Raw genomic sequence first — 16,769 nt, 5'->3', positions numbered from 1 at the left:
GCAATGACGCACATCCCTGGCAAGCGCTTGCCCCGCCCGGGCGCCGTCCTCGCCGTCACCGCCGACCGGCCGCAGCCGAGCGACGCGGACGCGGCGTCGTACACCGTCGCCGACCATCTGCGCGGCACGGACGGCCGGGCGCCGTTCGCCCGCCGCTGACCGGCCGACGACTTCGCACCCCCCACACCACCCTGTCCCCGCACGATCCAGCAGAAGAGAGCCGACCGATGAAGAGCAGCATCCGCAGAAGCAGGCGCGCCGCCCTGGCCGTGGCCCTGGGCTCCGCCCTCGCGCTGACCGCCACCGCTTGCGGCGACGACGGCAGCGGCAGCGTGGGCGGGAAGGGGAACGAGGGCTCCGGCACGGGCACGATCACCTTCTGGGACAACAACGGCGGTGTCCGCACCGACGTCTGGAAGCAGATCATCGCCGACTTCGAGCACAAGTACCCCGACATCAAGGTCAAGTACGTCGGTGTGCCCGCCGCGAGCGCGCAGTCCAAGTACGACACCGCCATCCAGGGCGGCGGCCTGCCGGACGTCGGCGGCGTCGGCACGGCGATGCTGGCCGAGGTCGCCGCGCAGGGCGCGCTGGAGCCGCTGGACGAGCGGCTCGCCGACAGTCCGCTCAACGGCAAGCTCAACACCAAGTTCCTGGAGAGCGTGAAGGCGGCCGGCGGGGACGGCAGGACGTACACCGTGCCGACGTCCGCGAACAACGGCACGCTGTGGTACCGCACCGATCTGTTCCGGGCGGCCGGGCTGGAGCCGCCGACCACCTGGACGAAGTTCTACAAGGCCGCCGACAAGCTCACCGACAAGGACAAGAACGCCTTCGGGTACACCATCCGCGGCGGCGAGGGCTCCATCGCCCAGGCCCTGGACGCGATGTACGGCCAGAGCGGGATCACGTCCTTCTGGAACGGCGACAAGACCACCGTCAACGACCCGAAGAACGTGGCCGCGCTGGAGAAGTACACCGGCCTGTACAAGAAGAACACCCCGTCCGCCGACGTCAACAACGACTTCACCAAGATGGTCGCCCAGTGGGACTCCGGCACCATCGGGATGCTCAGCCACAACCTGGGCTCCTACGCCGACCACGAGAAGGCGCTGAAGGGCAGGTTCCGGGGCATTCCCAGCCCGACCCTGGACGACGGGACCCGGGTGCAGGTCTCCAACCCGGTCGACGGGCTCGCCCTGTTCAAGTCCGGCAAGAACAAGGCCGCCGCCTGGAAGTTCATCGAGTTCGCCGCCTCCCACGAGGCCAACAGCAAGTGGAACGAGTCGGCCGGGTCGGTGCCGGCCAACACTCAGGCCGCGCAGGACGCCTGGGTGCGGGCCAACGAGCCGGCGAAGCTGGCGGCCGAGGCGCTGGACGGGGCCGGCACGAAGATCGTGCAGCTGCCGTACTACCTGCCCGACTGGAACACCATTTCCAAGGCCGACAACGAGCCGAACTTCCAGAAGGTGCTGCTCGGCAAGATGAGCGCCAAGGAATTCCTGGACCTGCTGGCCGATCAGCTCAACAAGGCGCAGGAGGACTGGAAGAAGAACCACTGAGGTTCCGGGGTGGTCGCGGTGGCGGGGGAGCCGCCGCCCGGTGACGGGCCGGCCGCGCGGCTCCCCGCGCCCCTTGTCGGAAACACATGTGAAAGGCGCAGGTTGTGTCCCTTACCCGCAGGCAGGTCACGTCCGCCGCTGTCGCCGCCGTCCCCTTGGCCGGGCGGTCCCGGAAAGAGGCGCGGACCCTCTATATCGCCGGTGATTCCACGGCCGCTCAGAAATACGCCGACGCGGCTCCCGAGACCGGATGGGGAATGGCCCTGCCCTTCTTCCTCCACAAGGAACTTACGGTCGCCAACCACGCGGTGAACGGCCGGAGTTCGAAGAGCTTCGTCGACGAGGGCCGGCTGGACGCCGTCCTGGCCGTGATCCGGCCCGGAGACCTCCTGGTCGTCCAGTTCGGGCACAACGACGAGAAGGCCACCGACCCCACCCGCTACACCGAGCCGTGGACGTCGTACCAGCGGTATCTGCGGCTGTACCTCGACGGCGCCCGCTCCCGGGGCGCCCGGCCCGTCCTCGCCACCTCCGTGGAGCGCCGCCGGTTCGGCGCCGACGGCACCGCCCAGCCCACCCACGGCGACTATCCGGCGGCCGTGCGGGCGCTCGCCGGGGCGGAGCGGGTCCCGCTGCTCGACATCCAGGCGCTGTCGCTCGCGCTGTGGCAGCGGCTCGGGGCGGAGGAGACGAAGACCTACTTCAACTGGACCGCCACCGAGCAGGACAACACGCACTTCAATCCGCCGGGTGCCATCGCCGTGGCGCGGCTCGTGGCGCGCGAGCTGCTGCGCACCCGGGTGCTGGCCCGGCACGACGTCCGCCGGCTGGACGAGGACGTCCCGGCGTCCTGGATCACCTGGCCGCCCGCCCCGGCGCCCTGACCGGCCCTCATGGAGCCACCGGGCCACCGGGCCACCGGGTCGCCGAGCCGTCGGGCCGCCGATTCACCGAGTCACCAAGCCATCTAGGAGAGCCGCACAGTGCGTACACAGAGATGTCATGGACGGGTCATGGGCGTGCTGGTGGGTGCCACCGCCCTCGTCCTCGCCGTCACCGGCACCGCGTCCGCGCACCCCGCCCACCACACCGCCCCCGACCGGCAGGTGCTCCCCGCCCGGGACGGCTGGGCCGCGTACGGCACCGGGACCACCGGCGGGGCCGCCGCCGACCCCGCGCACGTGTACACCGTCACCACCTGGGAGCAGTTCAAGGCCGCCCTCGCCGACGGCGGCAGCGCGCCGAAGATCGTCCGGGTGAAGGGCACGATCGACGCCGACGGGCCGGGCTGCGACGCGTTCGCCGTGCCCGGTTACGACTTCGCCGCCTACCTGAAGACCTACGACCCGGCGGTGTGGGGCCGCGCCAGGACCCTCGACGCCGAGCCCGACGACAGCCCCGAGGGCCTGCGCCGCGCCTCCGCCGCCCGGCAGGACGCCTTCATCAAGGCGGCCGTCCCCGCCAACACCACCATCGTCGGCATCGGCCGCGACGCCGGATTCAAGGGCGCCAGCCTCCAGATCAAGGGCGTCGACAACGTCATCGTGCGCAACCTGACCTTCGAGAGCCCCCTCGACTGCTTCCCGCAGTGGGACCCGACCGACACCGCCGACGGCAACTGGAACTCCGAGTACGACAGCGCCGTGGTGCACGGCTCGACCCATGTGTGGATCGACCACGACACCTTCACCGACGGCGACCACCCGGACAGCACCCTGCCGTCGTACTACGGCCGGATCCACCAGCAGCACGACGGCGAGCTGGACGTCGTCAAGGGCTCCGACTACGTCACCGCCTCCTGGAACGTCTTCGAGGACCACGACAAGACGATCCTCATCGGCAACAGCGACAGCGCGGCCACCGCCGCCGTCGACCGCGGGCACCTGAAGGTCACCTTCCACCACAACCTGTTCCGGAACCTGGTCGAGCGGGCCCCGCGCGTCCGCTTCGGGCAGGTCGACTCGTACAACAACCACTTCGTCGCCGGTGACGGCTACTCCTACACCTACGGCATCGGCATGGAGTCCCAACTCGTCGCCGAGCACAACGCGTTCACCCTGCCGGACGGCGTCCGGGCCGGTGCGGTGCTGAAGAAGTGGAAGGACGCCCCGGTCACCGCAGCCGACAACTACGTCAACGGCCGCCCGGTGGACCTCCTCGCCGTCCACAACGCGGAGGTGCCCGGCGAGACCCTCCGGGCCGACGCCGGCTGGACCCCCGAGCTGCGCACCCGGGTCGACCGGCCGCAGGCCGTCCCCGGCATCGTCGGCCGCCACGCGGGCGCCGGACGCCTGCACTGACCCGTTCCCGGCCGGGGCGCCCCCGCCCCGGCCGCCCCGAGAGGGAGGACTCCCATGCCCCTGACCAGAAGGGCCCTGCTCACCGCGGGCACCGCCGCTGCCGCGCTCGCCCTGACACCGGCCCCCGCCCAAGCCCGCAGCGACCCGTTCGGCCGCCACGGCTCCCCGGACCGCCGCCGCACCCCGGGCACCCTGTACGTCGACCCGCACGGCCGGGGCGACTTCACCTCCGTCCAGGCCGCGGTGACCGCCGCCACCGGCAGCGGCCGGACCCTGGTCATCGCCCCCGGCACCTACCGCGAGACGGTCACCGTCGACGCCGGCCGTACGGAGATGACCTGGATCGGCGCCTCCGAGGACCCACGGGACGTGGTGATCGTGTACGACAACGCGGCCGGCACCCCCAAGCCCGGCGGCGGCACCCACGGCACCAGCGGCTCGGCCACGACCACCGTCCAGGCCGACGGGTTCACCGCCCGCTGGATCACCTTCGCCAACGACTGGCTGCGCGCCGACCACCCCGGCACCACCGGCACCCAGGCCGTCGCGCTCAAGGCACAGGGCGACCGGAGCGCCTTCTGGCACTGCCGCTTCCTCGGCCACCAGGACACCCTGTACGCCGACTCCACCGCCCTGTCCGTCTTCGCCCGGCAGTACTACGCGCACTGCCACATCGAGGGCGACGTCGACTTCGTCTTCGGGCGGGCCACCGCCGTGTACGAGCACTGCCGCTTCCACACCCTGGACCGCGGTGACCTGTCCGCCCCGCCCTACGGCTTCGTCTTCGCGCCCTCCACCGCCCGGGCCAACCCCCGCGGCATGCTCGCCGTGCGCTGCCGGTTCACCTCCGGCGCGGCGGACGGGGCGTACAAGCTGGCGCGGCCGTGGGTGCCGTCGAACGAGACCACGGCCCGGCCCGCGCTGGTCGTCCGGGACAGCGTCATCGGGCCCGGCATCGACCCGGTGGCCCCCTACGCCGACATGCGTGACGCCTACCCCTGGCAGTCCATGCGCTTCGCCGAGTACCGCAACTCCGGGCCGGGCGCGGTGGTCAGCGTTCCGGCCAACCGGCCGCGGCTCACCGCCGCCGAGGCCGCGCTGCACACCCCGGCCGCCTACCTCGGCGACTGGCGTCCCCGGAAAGCGGCTCGCATACCGATCGGGTAACAGGGCTCGCGGTCTCGATGTGATGCGCGTAGACAGTCTCCGACCTGGTACATCACTCTCATCCACCGGATCGGAGAACCATGCGCAAGTCCCTCAGGGTCCTCGCGGCCGGCGCCGCCTGTGCCGTCGCCGGCGCGGCGCTGTACGGCGCGGGCGCGGCCACCGCCGGCCAGTCGACCGCCAACTCCACCCACGAGCCGTACAACATCGGCCAGTTGGTGAAGGACATCGACACCTACTACGGCACCACCGCCGACGCGAACGGCGTCTACCAGGCGTCTCCGGACAGCCCCTACGCCCGGGACCTGGCGCGGATCGACGCCGACGCCAGGAGCTACATCGACAAGGCCGCCCGCAAGGCCCACCGCCGGGGCGAGAAGCCGGCCGTCGTCTTCGACATCGACGACACCCTGCTGCTCAGCCTGGACTACGAGAAGCGCACCAACTACACGTACAACGACGCCGACTGGAACGCGTACGTGGACCGGGCCGACCGCCCGGCCGTCTTCGGCAGCCCGGAACTGGTGCGCTACGCCGACTCCAAGGGCGTCGAGGTCTTCTACAACACCGGTCTGGGCGAGGCCCGCCGCGCCGCCGCGGTGGCGAACCTGAAGAAGGTCGGCGCCGACGTCAACCTCGACCCCGCCCACATGTTCCTCAAGGACAAGGCCGACCCGCCGGCCTACCTGAAGGACTGCGCCACCCCGGGCAACTGGAAGTGCACCACGGTCCAGTTCAAGTCCGCCACGCGCAAGCACATCGAGCAGGACCTCGGCTACGAGATCATCGCCAACTTCGGCGACCAGTACTCGGACCTCGGGGGCGGCTACGCCGACCGCACCTACAAGCTGCCCAACCCGACGTACTTCGTCTCCTGACGCCCGGGCCGGCGGGCGCCAGGGCCTAGGAGCGGTCGTGCGGGGCGAAGTCGCCGGTCACCGTGTAGGTGTGGCCGTCGGCGGCCCCCGTCATGACATAGCCGTCGTCCTTGGCGTCCCGCCCCCCGCGGGCGTGGTCGTACTGCCCGGCGAACACCCACTCGCCCGCCGGCACCGTACGCCCCGGCTTCAGCGTCCAGGTGTAGACGACGAACCCGTCCCGCTCCACGACGCTCTGGGCGAAGTCCGCCTCGGGCAGCGAGCGCCAGGCGCCCGTGGAGGTCACCCCGCCGGTCTGCGCGATCCGCAACTCGACGGTGAGCGCGGTGAGTTGCACGGACGTCTTCAGGGTCAGATTGCTCTGCGCCCAGAAGACGTTGCTGTGCGGGTCCACCGAGCCGTCCGACCACAGGGGGCCGTTCCGCTCGGCGCGGACCGGCGGCGGAGCGGCCGGGGTGGTGGCCCCCGGGGTGGCGGAGGAGGGGGAGGAGGACGGCGTGCGGGACGGCTCGCCGGCGGCCTCGCCGGGCGTCGGGCGCGCCGTGGGGGCGGGGGGCGCCGGGGCCGTGGAGCGCTCCGGTGACGCGCTGGGCGTCGGCGACACCGCCACCGTCCGCCGGGCCGGCGGCGGATCGTCCCGTACGGCGGACGCCACCGCGTAACCCCCGACCGCGAGCACACCGGCCACCGCGGCCGTCGCGGAGACCACCCGCAACCAGCCCACCACCGGCGGGCGCACGGCCCGGTGGCCGGGGCCGGACGGCTCGGCCATGCCGCGCTCCACCCGGGCCAGGATGCGCGCGCGGTCCGGTTCGTGGGCCTCGGCCGCCTCGTGCAGCCGGGCGCGCAGCTCGTCGTGCACGTCCTGCCGCCTCATCGGTTCCTTCCTCCGCTCTCGCCGCCCCGGGCCGCCATCGCCGCGTGCACCCGCCGCGGGTCGCCCTGCGGGCCGAGCAGCCGCTGGAGTTCGGCCATGCCCTTGGACGTCTGGCTCTTAACCGTACCCACCGAGATCCCGAGCGCGAGCGCGGTGTCCTTCTCCGACAGGTCGAACGCGTGCCGGAGCACCACGCACGCCCGTTTCCGGAACGGCAGTCTGCGCAGGGCCTCCTGGACGTCCACCACACCGGCGACGTCCGGGTTCTCGGTCCGCTCCTCGCCGCGCGGCCAGAACAGCGCGATCCGCCGCCGCTCGCGCACCGCGCCGCGGATCCGGGTGCGGGCCAGGTTGGCGACCACGCCCCGCGCGTACGCCACCGGCCGGTCGGCGGCGCGCACCCGGTCCCAGCGGTGCCACAGCGCCAGCAGCGCGTCGGCCGCCAGGTCGTCCGCCGCGTCCGCCTCGCCGGTCAACAGGTGGGCAAGACGAGCCAGTTCGGCGTAGTGCCGTTCGAAGAAGGCATGGAACTCCACGGAGGCGGCGTCGTCGACGACTGTGCCCACGGGTGACCTCTTCTCGATGCGCGCTCTGGAAGTGAGTGTCATGTGAATGACATGCGAGGGTCCAGGGAGGCCCGGACGGAGATCCGGAAGCGTAGCAGTGATCGTTTAGGTGTTCTCGTACGGGGGGTCGGACATCGTATGACCGACCGAACCCGTTGAGGGAACACGGAAACGACCCGAAGAGGGTTCACGAGGACGGGAGAAGAGGGGAGAAGGAGGGGGAATCCGCGCCGGACGGGCCGGGGGAGTGCGTGGCGCCCCGCCCCCTGCCGGGGCGCCACGGGCGTGCTACTTCAGCGCCGCCTGCATCATGGCCCGCGCCACCGGCGCCGCCAGGCCGTTGCCGCTCACCTCGGAGCGGGCCGCGTCGGACTGCTCCACCATGACCGCGACGGCCACTTCCTTGCCATTGGAGTCCGACTTGCCGTAGGAGGTGAACCAGGCGTACGGCGTCTTGCTGTTGTTCTCGCCGTGCTGCGCGGTACCGGTCTTGCCGCCGACGGTCACCCCGTCGATCAGCGCGTTCGTGCCCGTACCGTCCTTCACCACCGTCTCCATCGCCGACTGGAGCTGCTCGGCGGTGGTGGAGCTGATGATCTCCGAGGTGTCGGTGTCGTCGTCGTAGTCCTTCAGCACGTCACCGCCGCTGTCGGTGATCTGCGAGACCATGTGCGGCGAGACCAGCTTGCCGCCGTTGGCTATGGCCGCGGACACCATGGCCATCTGGAGCGGGGTGGCCGTGACGTCGAACTGGCCGATGCCCGACAGGGCCGTCTGCGCCTTGTCCATGCCGGAGGGGTAGACGCTCGCATAGGCGCGCACCGGCACGTCCTGCTCGTCGTCGTTGAAGCCGAACTTCTCGGCCATCTCCTTGACCTTGTCCTGCCCCAGCTCGACGGCCATGTGACCGAAGACGTTGTTGCAGGAGTAGCGCAGGGCGACCCGGATGGAGGCGTTCTCGCACGGCGCCGACTTGTTCTCGTTGTTCAGCGGCTGCACCGTGCCCGGCATGATGTACGGGTCGGGGCTGTCGGTGGGCTGGTCCACATTCTTGTACAGCCCGTCCTCCAGCGCGGCCGCGGCGACGACCAGCTTGAACGTCGAGCCCGGCGGCAGCGGCTGGCGCAGCGCGCGGTTGGTGAGCGGCTTGTCCTTGTCCGCGTTGAGCGCCTTCCACGCCTTGCCCGCGGTGTTCGCGTCGGTGAGCGTGGAGGGGTCGTACGACGGTGTCGAGACCGCCGCGAGGATCTTCCCGGTCCTCGGGTCGATCGCGACGGCCCCGCCCTTCTTGCCGCCCAGCGCGCGATAGCCCGCCTTCTGCACGGCCGGGTCGATCGTCGTGAGGACGTTGCCCGGCTCGGGGCGCTCCCCGGTGACGGTGTCCATCACCGTCTTGAGCTGGTTGTCCGTGCCGTTGAGCAGGTCCGTGTAGATGCCCTCCAGCTGGGTGGGGGCGTAGGCCTGCGAGGCGTAGCCCGTCACCGCCGCGTACAGCTCGCCGTCCGTGTACGTCCGCTTGTACGCGAGATCGCTTCCCTTCGTCCGCGCGGAACCGGTGATCGCCTCCCCGGCCACGATGATGTTCCCCAGAGGACGCGAGTACGTCGCGATCACGTTCCGCCGGTTGTCCTTGTCGTCCGCGAGGGCCTGGCCGTCGTAGAACTGCAGCCATGTCGCCCTGACCAGCAGGGCGAGCACGAGCAGCAGCGCGAAGACGGACGCCCGCCTGATCGTCTTGTTCATCCCGCACGGAAGACGAGCGGAGCGGTGCCGATCGTTCCCGTACGCCCCGCTTTTTCATCGTCCTCTCAGGAGGCGGCGGCCTCGGGGCAGCCGTCCGCCCCGCCCTCCAGCACCAGCACGACCTCATCGATCTCCCGGCCCCGCGCGTTCGCGAAGCCCCGGGCGCGGGCCGTCTCGCGGAAGCCGCACTTGGCCAGGACGCGCAGCGAACCCGTGTTGTCGGCCGCCGCCCGGGCGTACACCGGCCGTTCGGGGACCTCGGCGAGCAGGGCCCGCAGCGCGGCCGTCGCCACGCCCCGGCCCCAGTACGCGCGGTCGATCCAGTACGACACCTCGCGCTCGCCGCTCTCCCCGTACACCACCGCGCTGCCCGCCACCGCCCCGTCGGCCAGGACCGTGCGCAGGACGGCGCGGCCGGCGCGCAGGCGTCGCCAGTACGCCGCGAAGGCCTCCGGGCCGGTGCAGTCCTCCGGCCCGAACGCGGCCATCCGGACGGCCTCCGGGTCGGTCATCTGGCGGTGGAACACCGGCACGTCACTGTCCCGGACGGCGCGCAGCGCGATCTCCATGGGGCCGAGCCTAGGCGTGCTTCTCCGGGACGGCACACCTGGGCTCGCCCGGCTCACAGCCGACGGGTCGCCAGGGTCAGCCGGTCGCGCGCGTCGAACAGCGCGTCCTTGATCATCTGCTCGTGGGCCGGGGTCAGCCGGGCCACCGGGACCGAGCAGCTGATGGCGTCCCGGGCGGGCGTGCGGTAGGGGATGGCCACGCCGAAGCAGCGCAGGCCCAGCGTGTTCTCCTCGCGGTCGACCGCGAAGCCCTGCTCCCGGATCTGGCGCAGCTCCTCGATGAGCCGCTCCCGGTCGGTGAGGGTGTGCTCGGTGAGCGCGGGCAGCGTCTCCGGCAGCAGCTTGCGCACCTGCTCGTCGGTGTAGGTGGCGAGGATCGCCTTGCCGAGGGAGGTGGAGTGGGCGGGCAGCCGGCGGCCGACCCGGGTGAAGGGGCGCAGGTAGTGCTGGGACTGGCGGGTGGCCAGGTAGACCACGTTGGTGCCGTCGAGCCGGGCCAGGTGGATGGTCTCCGTGGTGTCGTCGGAGAGCCGGTCCAGGGTCGGGCGGGCGGCGGCCACCACCTCGTCGCCGTCGATGTAGGAGGTGCCGACGAGCAGCGCCCGCACCCCGATGCCGTACCGGGTGCCCGTGGCGTCCGTCTCCACCCAGCCCAGCTCCACCAGCGTGCGCAGCAGCATGTACAGGCTGGACTTGGGATAGCCCACGGCCTCCTGGACGGCCGCGAGGGAGTGCATACCGGGCCGGCCGGCGAAGTACTCGAGCAATTCCACGGTCCGTACCGCGGACTTGACCTGCGCCCCGCCCCCTGTGTCGCCTGCCGTCATCGCCCTTGACCCCTTCGTTCGACGAGGACCGAGATATATAGTCTCCGAGCAGCGTTCATCATCAGAGACAGTGTTCAGTATATCGAACGCGGCTGATGGGTGACGCACAGATTCAGTTAGTGCGGCCTTTTGGAGGGACCCGCGGTGGCAGCAGCACCAGTCTGGAGTGTCGACCCGCGCACCGGGAAGCAGCGCGAACAGGTTGCGGTCGAGGCCACAGCCCAGGAGGTGGACGCGGCCGTCCGGGCGGCCGAGGCGGCGCGCGAGGCGCTCGCCGACCGCGCGGTCCGCGCCGCCTTCCTGCGCTCGGCCGCCGCGGGCCTGGACGCGGCCCGTGACACCCTGGTCGAGACCGCCGACGCCGAGACCGCCCTCGGCCAGGTCCGGCTGTCCGGCGAACTGGCCCGGACCGTCTACCAGTTGCGGGCCTTCGCGGACATCGTCGACGAGGGCGCCTTCCTGGACGTCGTCATCGACCACCCCGACGCCACCGCGACCCCGCCCGTGCCGGACCTGCGGCGCTACAAGGTGCCGCTCGGCGTCGTCGCCGTCTACTCCGCCTCCAACTTCCCCTTCGCCTTCTCCGTCGCCGGCGGTGACACCGCGAGCGCGCTCGCCGCGGGCTGCCCCGTCGTGGTCAAGTCCCACCCCGACCACCCGGCACTGTCCGAGCGGGTCGCCGAGGTGCTGCGCCGGGCCGCCGCCGGGCACGGCATCCCCGAGGGCGTCGTCGGCCTGGTGCACGGCTTCCAGGCGGGCATCGAACTGATCAAGCACCCGCTGGTCGCCGCGGCCGGCTTCACCGGCTCCGTCCGCGGCGGCCGGGCGCTGTTCGACGCCGCCGCCGCGCGCCCGGTGCCGATCCCGTTCCACGGCGAACTCGGCTCGCTGAACCCGGTCCTGGTGACCGAGGCCGCCGCGGCCGAGCGGCCCGAGGAGATCGGCGGCGGGCTCGCCGGGTCGATGACCCTCGGCGTCGGCCAGTTCTGCGTCAAGCCCGGCCTGGTGCTGGTGCCCTCCGGCGGAGCCGGCGACCAGCTGGTGAAGTCGCTGGCCGACGCCGTCGCCGGCACCGACGCCGGGGTGCTGCTCGACCACCGCATGCGGGACAACTTCATCGCCGGTGTGGCCGAACGCGCCGGGCTGCCCGACGTGGACGCGCCCGTCACCCCGGGCGAGGGCGGCGAGCACACCGTCAGCCCGGGCTTCCTCACCGTGCCGGCGGCGAAGCTGACCGAGGAGGGCGACCACGACCTGCTCCTGGAGGAGTGCTTCGGGCCGGTCACGGTGGTGGCCCGCTACGCCGACGAGCAGGAGGCCAAGGCCGTCCTGTCCCGGCTCCCGGGCAACCTCACCGCGACGGTCCAGCTCTCCTCGCAGGAGGCCGCGGGCCAGGGCCGGGGACCGGAGCTGCTCGCCGAGCTGACCCCGCTGGCCGGCCGGGTCCTGGTCAACGGCTGGCCGACCGGGGTGGCCGTGGCACCGGCCCAGCACCACGGCGGGCCCTACCCGGCGACCACCTCCACCTCGACCTCCGTGGGCGGCACCGCCATCGAGCGGTGGCTGCGGCCGGTCGTCTACCAGAACGCGCCGGAGGCGCTGCTGCCGGCCGAACTGAAGGACGACAACCCGCTCGGCCTGCCGCGGCGGTTCAACGGGCGGTTGGAGCGGTAGTCCGCCGGTCGCGGGGGCTGAGCGGGTGGCTGGAGCGGTAGCCCGCCCGCGCCGGCGGTTCGACGGACGGCTGGAGCGGTAGCCGGTAGCCTGCCCGCCCCGGTGGTTCAGCGGGCGGCTGGAGCGGTGACCCGTCGGCAGCCCAGCAGGAACGTCACGGCGAGCAGGGCCGCCGCCACGGTCAGGCTCGCCCGCAGTCCGGCGGTGAAACCGCCGTCCACCAGGGCGCCGAACACCGCGATCCCGAGTCCGCCGGACACCTGCCGGGCCGCGTTGAGCACCCCGGCGGCCACCCCCGCCCGCTCGGCCGGCACGGCGTCCAGCAGCACCGCGGTCAGGGCCGGCACGGCCAGCGCCACGCCGACGGCCATCGGCACCAGCAGCACGGCCACCACCGCGGCCGGGGTGCCGGCGTCTACGGTGAACAGGGCCAGCAGGCCCGCCACCGCGAGCGCCTGCCCGGCCAGCAGCGGCACCCGGGCGCCGTAGCGCCCCGCGAGCCGGCCGGAGACCACGTTCGTCGTCGCGATCACCCCCGTCATGGGCAGGAACAACAGCCCGGCGGCGAGCGCCGAACGGCCCTGCACCTGCTGGAAGAACAGCGAGAACAGGAAGACCATCCCGTAGAACGCCACGCTGGCCGCCGACCCGGTGGCCACGGCCAGCCGCACCGTCCGGTCGCGGAACAGGCCGAGCGGCACCACCGGGTGGGGCCGCCGCGTCTCGATCCGTACGAACGCGACGGCGGCGGCCACGGCCACGGCACCGGAGACGAGGCCCGCCGTACCGCCCTCGATCACCGCGAACGTCAGCGCGGTCAGGGCGAGCACGGCCGTCGCCTGGCCCGGCAGGTCCAGCGGGGCCGGGCGGCGCGCCGAGCGGGGAGCGCGTACCAGCAGGACCAGCGCGGCCACGCCCAGCGGCAGATTGACGAAGAAGACCGCCCGCCAGTCCCACCAGGTGGTCAGCACCCCGCCCGCCACCGGACCGAGGGCCAGCGCCGTCGAGCTGCCCGCCGCCCAGGTGGCCACCGCCCGGCCGCGTCGGGCCGGATCCGGGTAGGCCTGGCGCACCAGGGCCAGCGAGGCGGGCAGCACCACGGCCGCCGCCGCCCCCTGCACCGTCCGCGCGCCGATCAGCGCCGGCAGGCCCGGCGCGAGCCCGCAGGCCGCCGAGGCGAGCGTGAACATCGTGATGCCCAGGGCGTACGCGCGGCTCGCCCCGGCCCGGTCCGCGAAGGCGCCCGTGGACAGCATGAGCGCGGCCAGGGCGAGGGTGTAGGAGTCCACCACCCACTGGAGGCCGGACATCCCGCCACCGAGGGAGGAGCCGATCGCCGGGAGGGCGACGGTCACGATCGTCGAGTCCAGGGTGATCAGGGCGGTCCCGAGGATGGCCGCCACGAGGGTGAGTACCGGCGCGGTGCCCGTTTCCTCGCCGGGGCCGGTCAGTTGAGGGGTGGTCAGAGTCTTGGCGTTCGGCATGCGGCCATGGTGCTGGTCGTCTGCGGCATACAGTAGTGGCCTGAATGCCATGCATCCGGAGGTTCTGGCCATGCTGCGTGTCGCCGTCGTCGCGTCCCCGCCCGTGTCGATGTTCAACCTCGCCATCCCCGAGCTGCTCTTCGACAAGGTGCGGGTCGACGGCGAACCGGGCTACGAGGTCGTGATCTGCGCGCCCGAGCCCGGCCCCATGCCCACCACCGGCACGCTCGACCTGTACGTGCCCCACGGCCTGGAGGCGCTGCGCGAGGCGCACACCGTGATCGTCGCGGGCACCGGCCGGCCCCTGTCCCCGGACCCGCGGGTGGTCGAGGCGCTGCGCGAGGCCGCGGCGGCGGGCAAGCGCATCGCCTCCATCTGCTCCGGCGCCTTCTCGCTCGCCGAGGCGGGCCTGCTCAAGGGCCGCAAGGCCACCACCTACTGGGCACAGGCCGGGGAGCTGCGCCGCCGCCACCCCGACATCGACCTCCAGGGCGACGTCCTGTTCGTCCAGGACGGCCCGCTCCTGACCGCCTCCGGCTACGCCGCCGGGATCGACCTGTGCCTGCACATCGTCCGCACCGACTACGGCGCCGCCATCGCCAACGAGGTCGCCCGGCTCGCCCTGGTCGCCCCGGTCCGGCCCGGCGGGCAGACCCAGTTCACCCAGACCCCGCTGCCGCCCGAGCGCGGCACCGCCTGCGCCGACACCCGGGGCTGGGCGATGCGCAACCTGGACAAGCCGCTCACCCTGACCGACCTGGCCCGGCACGCCGGTGTCTCGGTACGCACCCTCACCCGCCGGTTCCAGGCGGAGAGCGGGGTCAGCCCGTTGCAGTGGCTGCTGCACCAGCGCATCGAGCGGGCCAAGGAACTGCTGGAGACCACCCGGCTGCCCATGGACCAGGTGGCCGCCGCCTGCGGTCTGGGCACCGCCGACTCCCTGCGCGCCCACCTGGTCCGCCGCACCGGCCTCACCCCGAGCGCGTACCGGGCCCAGTTCAGCAGGCACGGCCATACGGCCGGCTCGGGCACCCGCGCCGTGGCCTGAGGACCGCCACCGAGCCGGGCCGCAGCCCGTCCCCGCACCAGCGGGATCCAACTCGCCCGCGGCGTGGCCCGCTTGAGGCGACTTCGAACGTCATCCCCGTGAACCGTATGCGCGCGAGGGCCGTTGTACGACCGGATGCCCTCGAGGAGCGGCATCCGGACGCGGCGACCACGACCGCGCTCCCACGGGCAGCAACGGGAAAGGGACACTCATGAGACGTGCGGTCAAGACCGCGGTGGTAGCGGCAGCCCTCGCCTCCACCGCCGTACTGGCGGCCCCGGGAACCGCGTCGGCCGACCCCGAGGACGGGCTCCTGAGCAACTGTGCGGAAGGCAAGATCTGCCTCTTCGACGGCCACAACCACACCGGGGACCTTCTCCAGCTCGATCGGCAGTGCGTCACAACGGTTGCCGGTGGTGATCAGGACCGGCGCTTCGCCTCCGCCCGCGCGCGGTCGGAAGCCGCCGCGATCTCCTCGTAGGTCCATCCCTTGTACAGACGCTCTCCGCGGGCATCGGTGATGTCGATGACCAGGCCGGTCCACTCCTCGGCGGGCTGTTCGGGGACGAGTCCCAGTTCGTACGTGGCGTCCTGGAGCAGGGATTCGGTGACACGTACGCCGGTGAGTCTCTCGGCCAGAGCGAGAACCGCCGCCTTCCCGTCGACGACCGGAGCGCTTTCGTCGTGCTCTCCCTCGGGAGTCAGCGGGAAGCCGACTTCCCGCAACAGGGGAACCAGTTCACCGGGGCTGCTGCCGTCGCGCGCCGAGGGGTCCTCGAACGTCGTACGGAGCTCACCGTCCTCGAACCAGTGGAAGAGGTGGATGGGCTTGCCGCCGTTGCTCGAGTGCGCCACGACCCGGCCGCCCTCCGACAGCGCCTCCGCGCACGGCACCCCAAGGCCACCGTCGAAGCCGAGGACAACCGTCCAGCCGCCGTCCTCGCCCGGGGCCCGGAAGGCGCCCGCGACGTAGGAATCGTCCCCGTAGTCGTCATCCATCTCGGCACGGTGGGCGTCATCCGCCTCGACCAGCCCGGCCGTGCCCTCCCCGGTGCCGCGCGGTTCCGCCTCCATCGCACGCAGCACCTCCTGCGGGCTCCGCCCCCGAACCGGTACTCAGGACCCGAGCCGCCGGACCGCGGATACGGGAATACCCCGGCCTGTTTGAATGTTCACATACCCGGCCCGGGGAGATTCCCCACGGCCGTACCGTACGACCTGGAGAGAGCCGAAGACATGCGCGTCGAGATCTGGAGCGACATCGCCTGCCCCTGGTGCTACGTGGGCAAGGCCCGCTTCGAGAAGGCGCTGGCTGCCTTCCCGCACCGCGACGAGGTCGAGGTGGTGCACCGCTCCTTCGAGCTGGACCCGGGCCGCGCCAAGGGCGACGTACAGCCGGTGATCACCATGCTGACCAGGAAGTACGGCATGAGCGAGGCCCAGGCCCAGGCCGGCGAGGACAACCTCGGCGCCCAGGCCGCCGCCGAGGGCCTGGACTACCGCACCCGGGACCGCGACCACGGCAACACCTTCGACATGCACCGCCTGCTGCACTTCGCCAAGGAGCACGGCCGGCAGGACCAACTGATCCAGATCCTCTACCGGGCCAACTTCGCCGAGGAGCGGTCCGTCTTCACCGAGGGCGACGAGCGCCTGGTGGAGCTGGCCGCCGAGGCCGGACTGGACGCCGGGGCCGCCCGCGCGGTGCTCGCCGACCCGGACGCCTACGCCGACGAGGTACGCGCCGACGAGCGCGAGGCCGCCCAGCTCGGCGCGACCGGCGTGCCGTTCTTCGTCCTCGACCGCAAGTACGGCGTCTCCGGCGCCCAGCCCGCCGAGGTCTTCACCCAGGCGCTGACCCAGGCATGGGGCGAGCGCTCCCCGCTGCGGCTGGTCGGCCAGGGCGACGGCGACGCCTGCGGCCCGGACGGCTGCGAGGTCCCGCAGCACGGCTGAAAACCGCAGGCCGCAGTACCCGAACCCGCAGGTCACGGGCGTGCTATAAGCGCTGCTACGAGTTGCCACGCAAAAATCCGCAATGGACGGGGAGTTCCGGGAGCCGCAGAGTGGTCCC

Annotated in this window: 15 protein-coding genes and 1 pseudogene; 9 read left to right on the top strand and 7 right to left on the bottom strand. The window is 72.3% G+C overall.

The features are described 5' to 3' along the window. The first annotated feature begins 3 nt into the window (after positions 1-3). The 6 genes from HB370_RS10680 to HB370_RS10655 all read left to right on the top strand — a co-directional run bounded on the left by HB370_RS10680 (position 4) and on the right by HB370_RS10655 (position 5,907). Entirely contained in the window at positions 4-159 is a 156-nt protein-coding gene (locus HB370_RS10680) for a hypothetical protein (RefSeq protein ID WP_157855650.1), read from the top strand. Positions 160-227: 68 nt separating this feature from the next. After that, entirely contained in the window at positions 228-1,562 is a 1,335-nt protein-coding gene (locus HB370_RS10675; RefSeq protein WP_030792141.1) for a sugar ABC transporter substrate-binding protein, read from the top strand. A 104-nt stretch (positions 1,563-1,666) separates the two neighbouring features. Then, on the top strand, positions 1,667-2,446 hold the full coding sequence (locus HB370_RS10670; protein WP_030792138.1) for a rhamnogalacturonan acetylesterase: 780 nt from the start codon (positions 1,667-1,669) through the stop codon (positions 2,444-2,446). A 129-nt stretch (positions 2,447-2,575) separates the two neighbouring features. Next, a complete protein-coding gene (locus tag HB370_RS10665) occupies positions 2,576-3,862 on the top strand; it encodes a pectate lyase (protein ID WP_030792135.1) in 1,287 nt (428 codons plus the stop codon). A 54-nt stretch (positions 3,863-3,916) separates the two neighbouring features. Further along, the gene (locus tag HB370_RS10660; protein WP_030792132.1) at positions 3,917-5,029 is read left to right on the top strand and encodes a pectinesterase family protein; all 1,113 of its coding nucleotides are present in this window, start codon (positions 3,917-3,919) and stop codon (positions 5,027-5,029) included. Positions 5,030-5,109: 80 nt separating this feature from the next. Further along, positions 5,110-5,907 carry an HAD family acid phosphatase gene (locus tag HB370_RS10655; protein WP_030792130.1) on the top strand — a complete coding sequence of 266 codons (798 nt, stop codon included), beginning with the start codon at positions 5,110-5,112 and terminating at the stop codon, positions 5,905-5,907. Between the two features lie 25 nt (positions 5,908-5,932). Here the strand turns inward: HB370_RS10655 and HB370_RS10650 are convergent, their stop codons facing one another. The 5 genes from HB370_RS10650 to HB370_RS10630 all read right to left on the bottom strand — a co-directional run bounded on the left by HB370_RS10650 (position 5,933) and on the right by HB370_RS10630 (position 10,489). Then, positions 5,933-6,784, bottom strand: coding sequence for a hypothetical protein (locus HB370_RS10650; RefSeq protein ID WP_030792126.1), 852 nt, complete (start codon positions 6,782-6,784; stop codon positions 5,933-5,935). After that, positions 6,781-7,350, bottom strand: coding sequence for a SigE family RNA polymerase sigma factor (locus HB370_RS10645; protein ID WP_030792124.1), 570 nt, complete (start codon positions 7,348-7,350; stop codon positions 6,781-6,783). Before HB370_RS10645 ends, HB370_RS10650 begins: the two co-directional genes overlap by 4 nt. 288 nt (positions 7,351-7,638) lie before the next feature. Next, entirely contained in the window at positions 7,639-9,093 is a 1,455-nt protein-coding gene (locus tag HB370_RS10640; protein WP_030792121.1) for a penicillin-binding transpeptidase domain-containing protein, read from the bottom strand. A 65-nt stretch (positions 9,094-9,158) separates the two neighbouring features. Next, positions 9,159-9,662, bottom strand: coding sequence for a GNAT family N-acetyltransferase (locus tag HB370_RS10635; protein ID WP_051816131.1), 504 nt, complete (start codon positions 9,660-9,662; stop codon positions 9,159-9,161). A 53-nt stretch (positions 9,663-9,715) separates the two neighbouring features. Next, positions 9,716-10,489: an IclR family transcriptional regulator gene (locus tag HB370_RS10630; RefSeq protein ID WP_030792113.1), complete on the bottom strand. Its 774-nt coding sequence runs from the start codon at positions 10,487-10,489 to the stop codon at positions 9,716-9,718. Between the two features lie 144 nt (positions 10,490-10,633). Here HB370_RS10630 and HB370_RS10625 point away from each other — a divergent pair, with 144 nt between their 5' ends. Continuing rightward, positions 10,634-12,163 carry an aldehyde dehydrogenase (NADP(+)) gene (locus HB370_RS10625; RefSeq protein WP_030792110.1) on the top strand — a complete coding sequence of 510 codons (1,530 nt, stop codon included), beginning with the start codon at positions 10,634-10,636 and terminating at the stop codon, positions 12,161-12,163. Positions 12,164-12,270: 107 nt separating this feature from the next. Here HB370_RS10625 and HB370_RS10620 read toward each other — a convergent pair whose 3' ends face one another. Beyond that, positions 12,271-13,647, bottom strand: a complete 1,377-nt coding sequence (locus tag HB370_RS10620) for an MFS transporter (protein WP_051816130.1) — start codon at positions 13,645-13,647, stop codon at positions 12,271-12,273. A 49-nt stretch (positions 13,648-13,696) separates the two neighbouring features. On the opposite strand from HB370_RS10620, the gene HB370_RS10615 reads away from it, so the two are divergent. Next, entirely contained in the window at positions 13,697-14,695 is a 999-nt protein-coding gene (locus HB370_RS10615) for a helix-turn-helix domain-containing protein (RefSeq protein WP_030792104.1), read from the top strand. Positions 14,696-15,115: 420 nt separating this feature from the next. Here the strand turns inward: HB370_RS10615 and HB370_RS10610 are convergent. Continuing rightward, a pseudogene (locus tag HB370_RS10610) lies at positions 15,116-15,793 on the bottom strand (DUF6461 domain-containing protein); the annotation flags it as partial. Between the two features lie 138 nt (positions 15,794-15,931). On the opposite strand from HB370_RS10610, the gene HB370_RS10605 reads away from it, so the two are divergent. Then, entirely contained in the window at positions 15,932-16,651 is a 720-nt protein-coding gene (locus HB370_RS10605; protein WP_030792095.1) for a DsbA family oxidoreductase, read from the top strand. Positions 16,652-16,769: the final 118 nt, after the last annotated feature.

Origin of the sequence: Streptomyces sp. DSM 40868 (assembly GCF_011820545.1) — a bacterium.
In the GTDB taxonomy this organism is placed as follows: domain Bacteria; phylum Actinomycetota; class Actinomycetes; order Streptomycetales; family Streptomycetaceae; genus Streptomyces; species Streptomyces eurythermus.
Note: the sequence above shows the minus strand (reverse complement) of the source record. Positions and strands in the feature narration are given on the sequence as shown.

Excerpts from the sequence above, each read along its gene's own strand:
- HB370_RS10680 (WP_157855650.1), top strand. The coding sequence starts at position 4 with ATGACGCACATCCCTGGCAAGCGCTTGCCCCGCCCGGGCGCCGTCCTC.
- HB370_RS10675 (WP_030792141.1), top strand. The coding sequence starts at position 228 with ATGAAGAGCAGCATCCGCAGAAGCAGGCGCGCCGCCCTGGCCGTGGCC.
- HB370_RS10665 (WP_030792135.1), top strand. The coding sequence starts at position 2,576 with ATGGGCGTGCTGGTGGGTGCCACCGCCCTCGTCCTCGCCGTCACCGGC.
- HB370_RS10660 (WP_030792132.1), top strand. The coding sequence starts at position 3,917 with ATGCCCCTGACCAGAAGGGCCCTGCTCACCGCGGGCACCGCCGCTGCC.
- HB370_RS10655 (WP_030792130.1), top strand. The coding sequence starts at position 5,110 with ATGCGCAAGTCCCTCAGGGTCCTCGCGGCCGGCGCCGCCTGTGCCGTC.
- HB370_RS10650 (WP_030792126.1), bottom strand. The coding sequence starts at position 6,784 with ATGAGGCGGCAGGACGTGCACGACGAGCTGCGCGCCCGGCTGCACGAG.
- HB370_RS10640 (WP_030792121.1), bottom strand. The coding sequence starts at position 9,093 with ATGAACAAGACGATCAGGCGGGCGTCCGTCTTCGCGCTGCTGCTCGTG.
- HB370_RS10635 (WP_051816131.1), bottom strand. The coding sequence starts at position 9,662 with ATGGAGATCGCGCTGCGCGCCGTCCGGGACAGTGACGTGCCGGTGTTC.
- HB370_RS10630 (WP_030792113.1), bottom strand. The coding sequence starts at position 10,489 with ATGACGGCAGGCGACACAGGGGGCGGGGCGCAGGTCAAGTCCGCGGTA.
- HB370_RS10620 (WP_051816130.1), bottom strand. The coding sequence starts at position 13,647 with ATGCCGAACGCCAAGACTCTGACCACCCCTCAACTGACCGGCCCCGGC.
- HB370_RS10615 (WP_030792104.1), top strand. The coding sequence starts at position 13,697 with ATGCATCCGGAGGTTCTGGCCATGCTGCGTGTCGCCGTCGTCGCGTCC.
- HB370_RS10605 (WP_030792095.1), top strand. The coding sequence starts at position 15,932 with ATGCGCGTCGAGATCTGGAGCGACATCGCCTGCCCCTGGTGCTACGTG.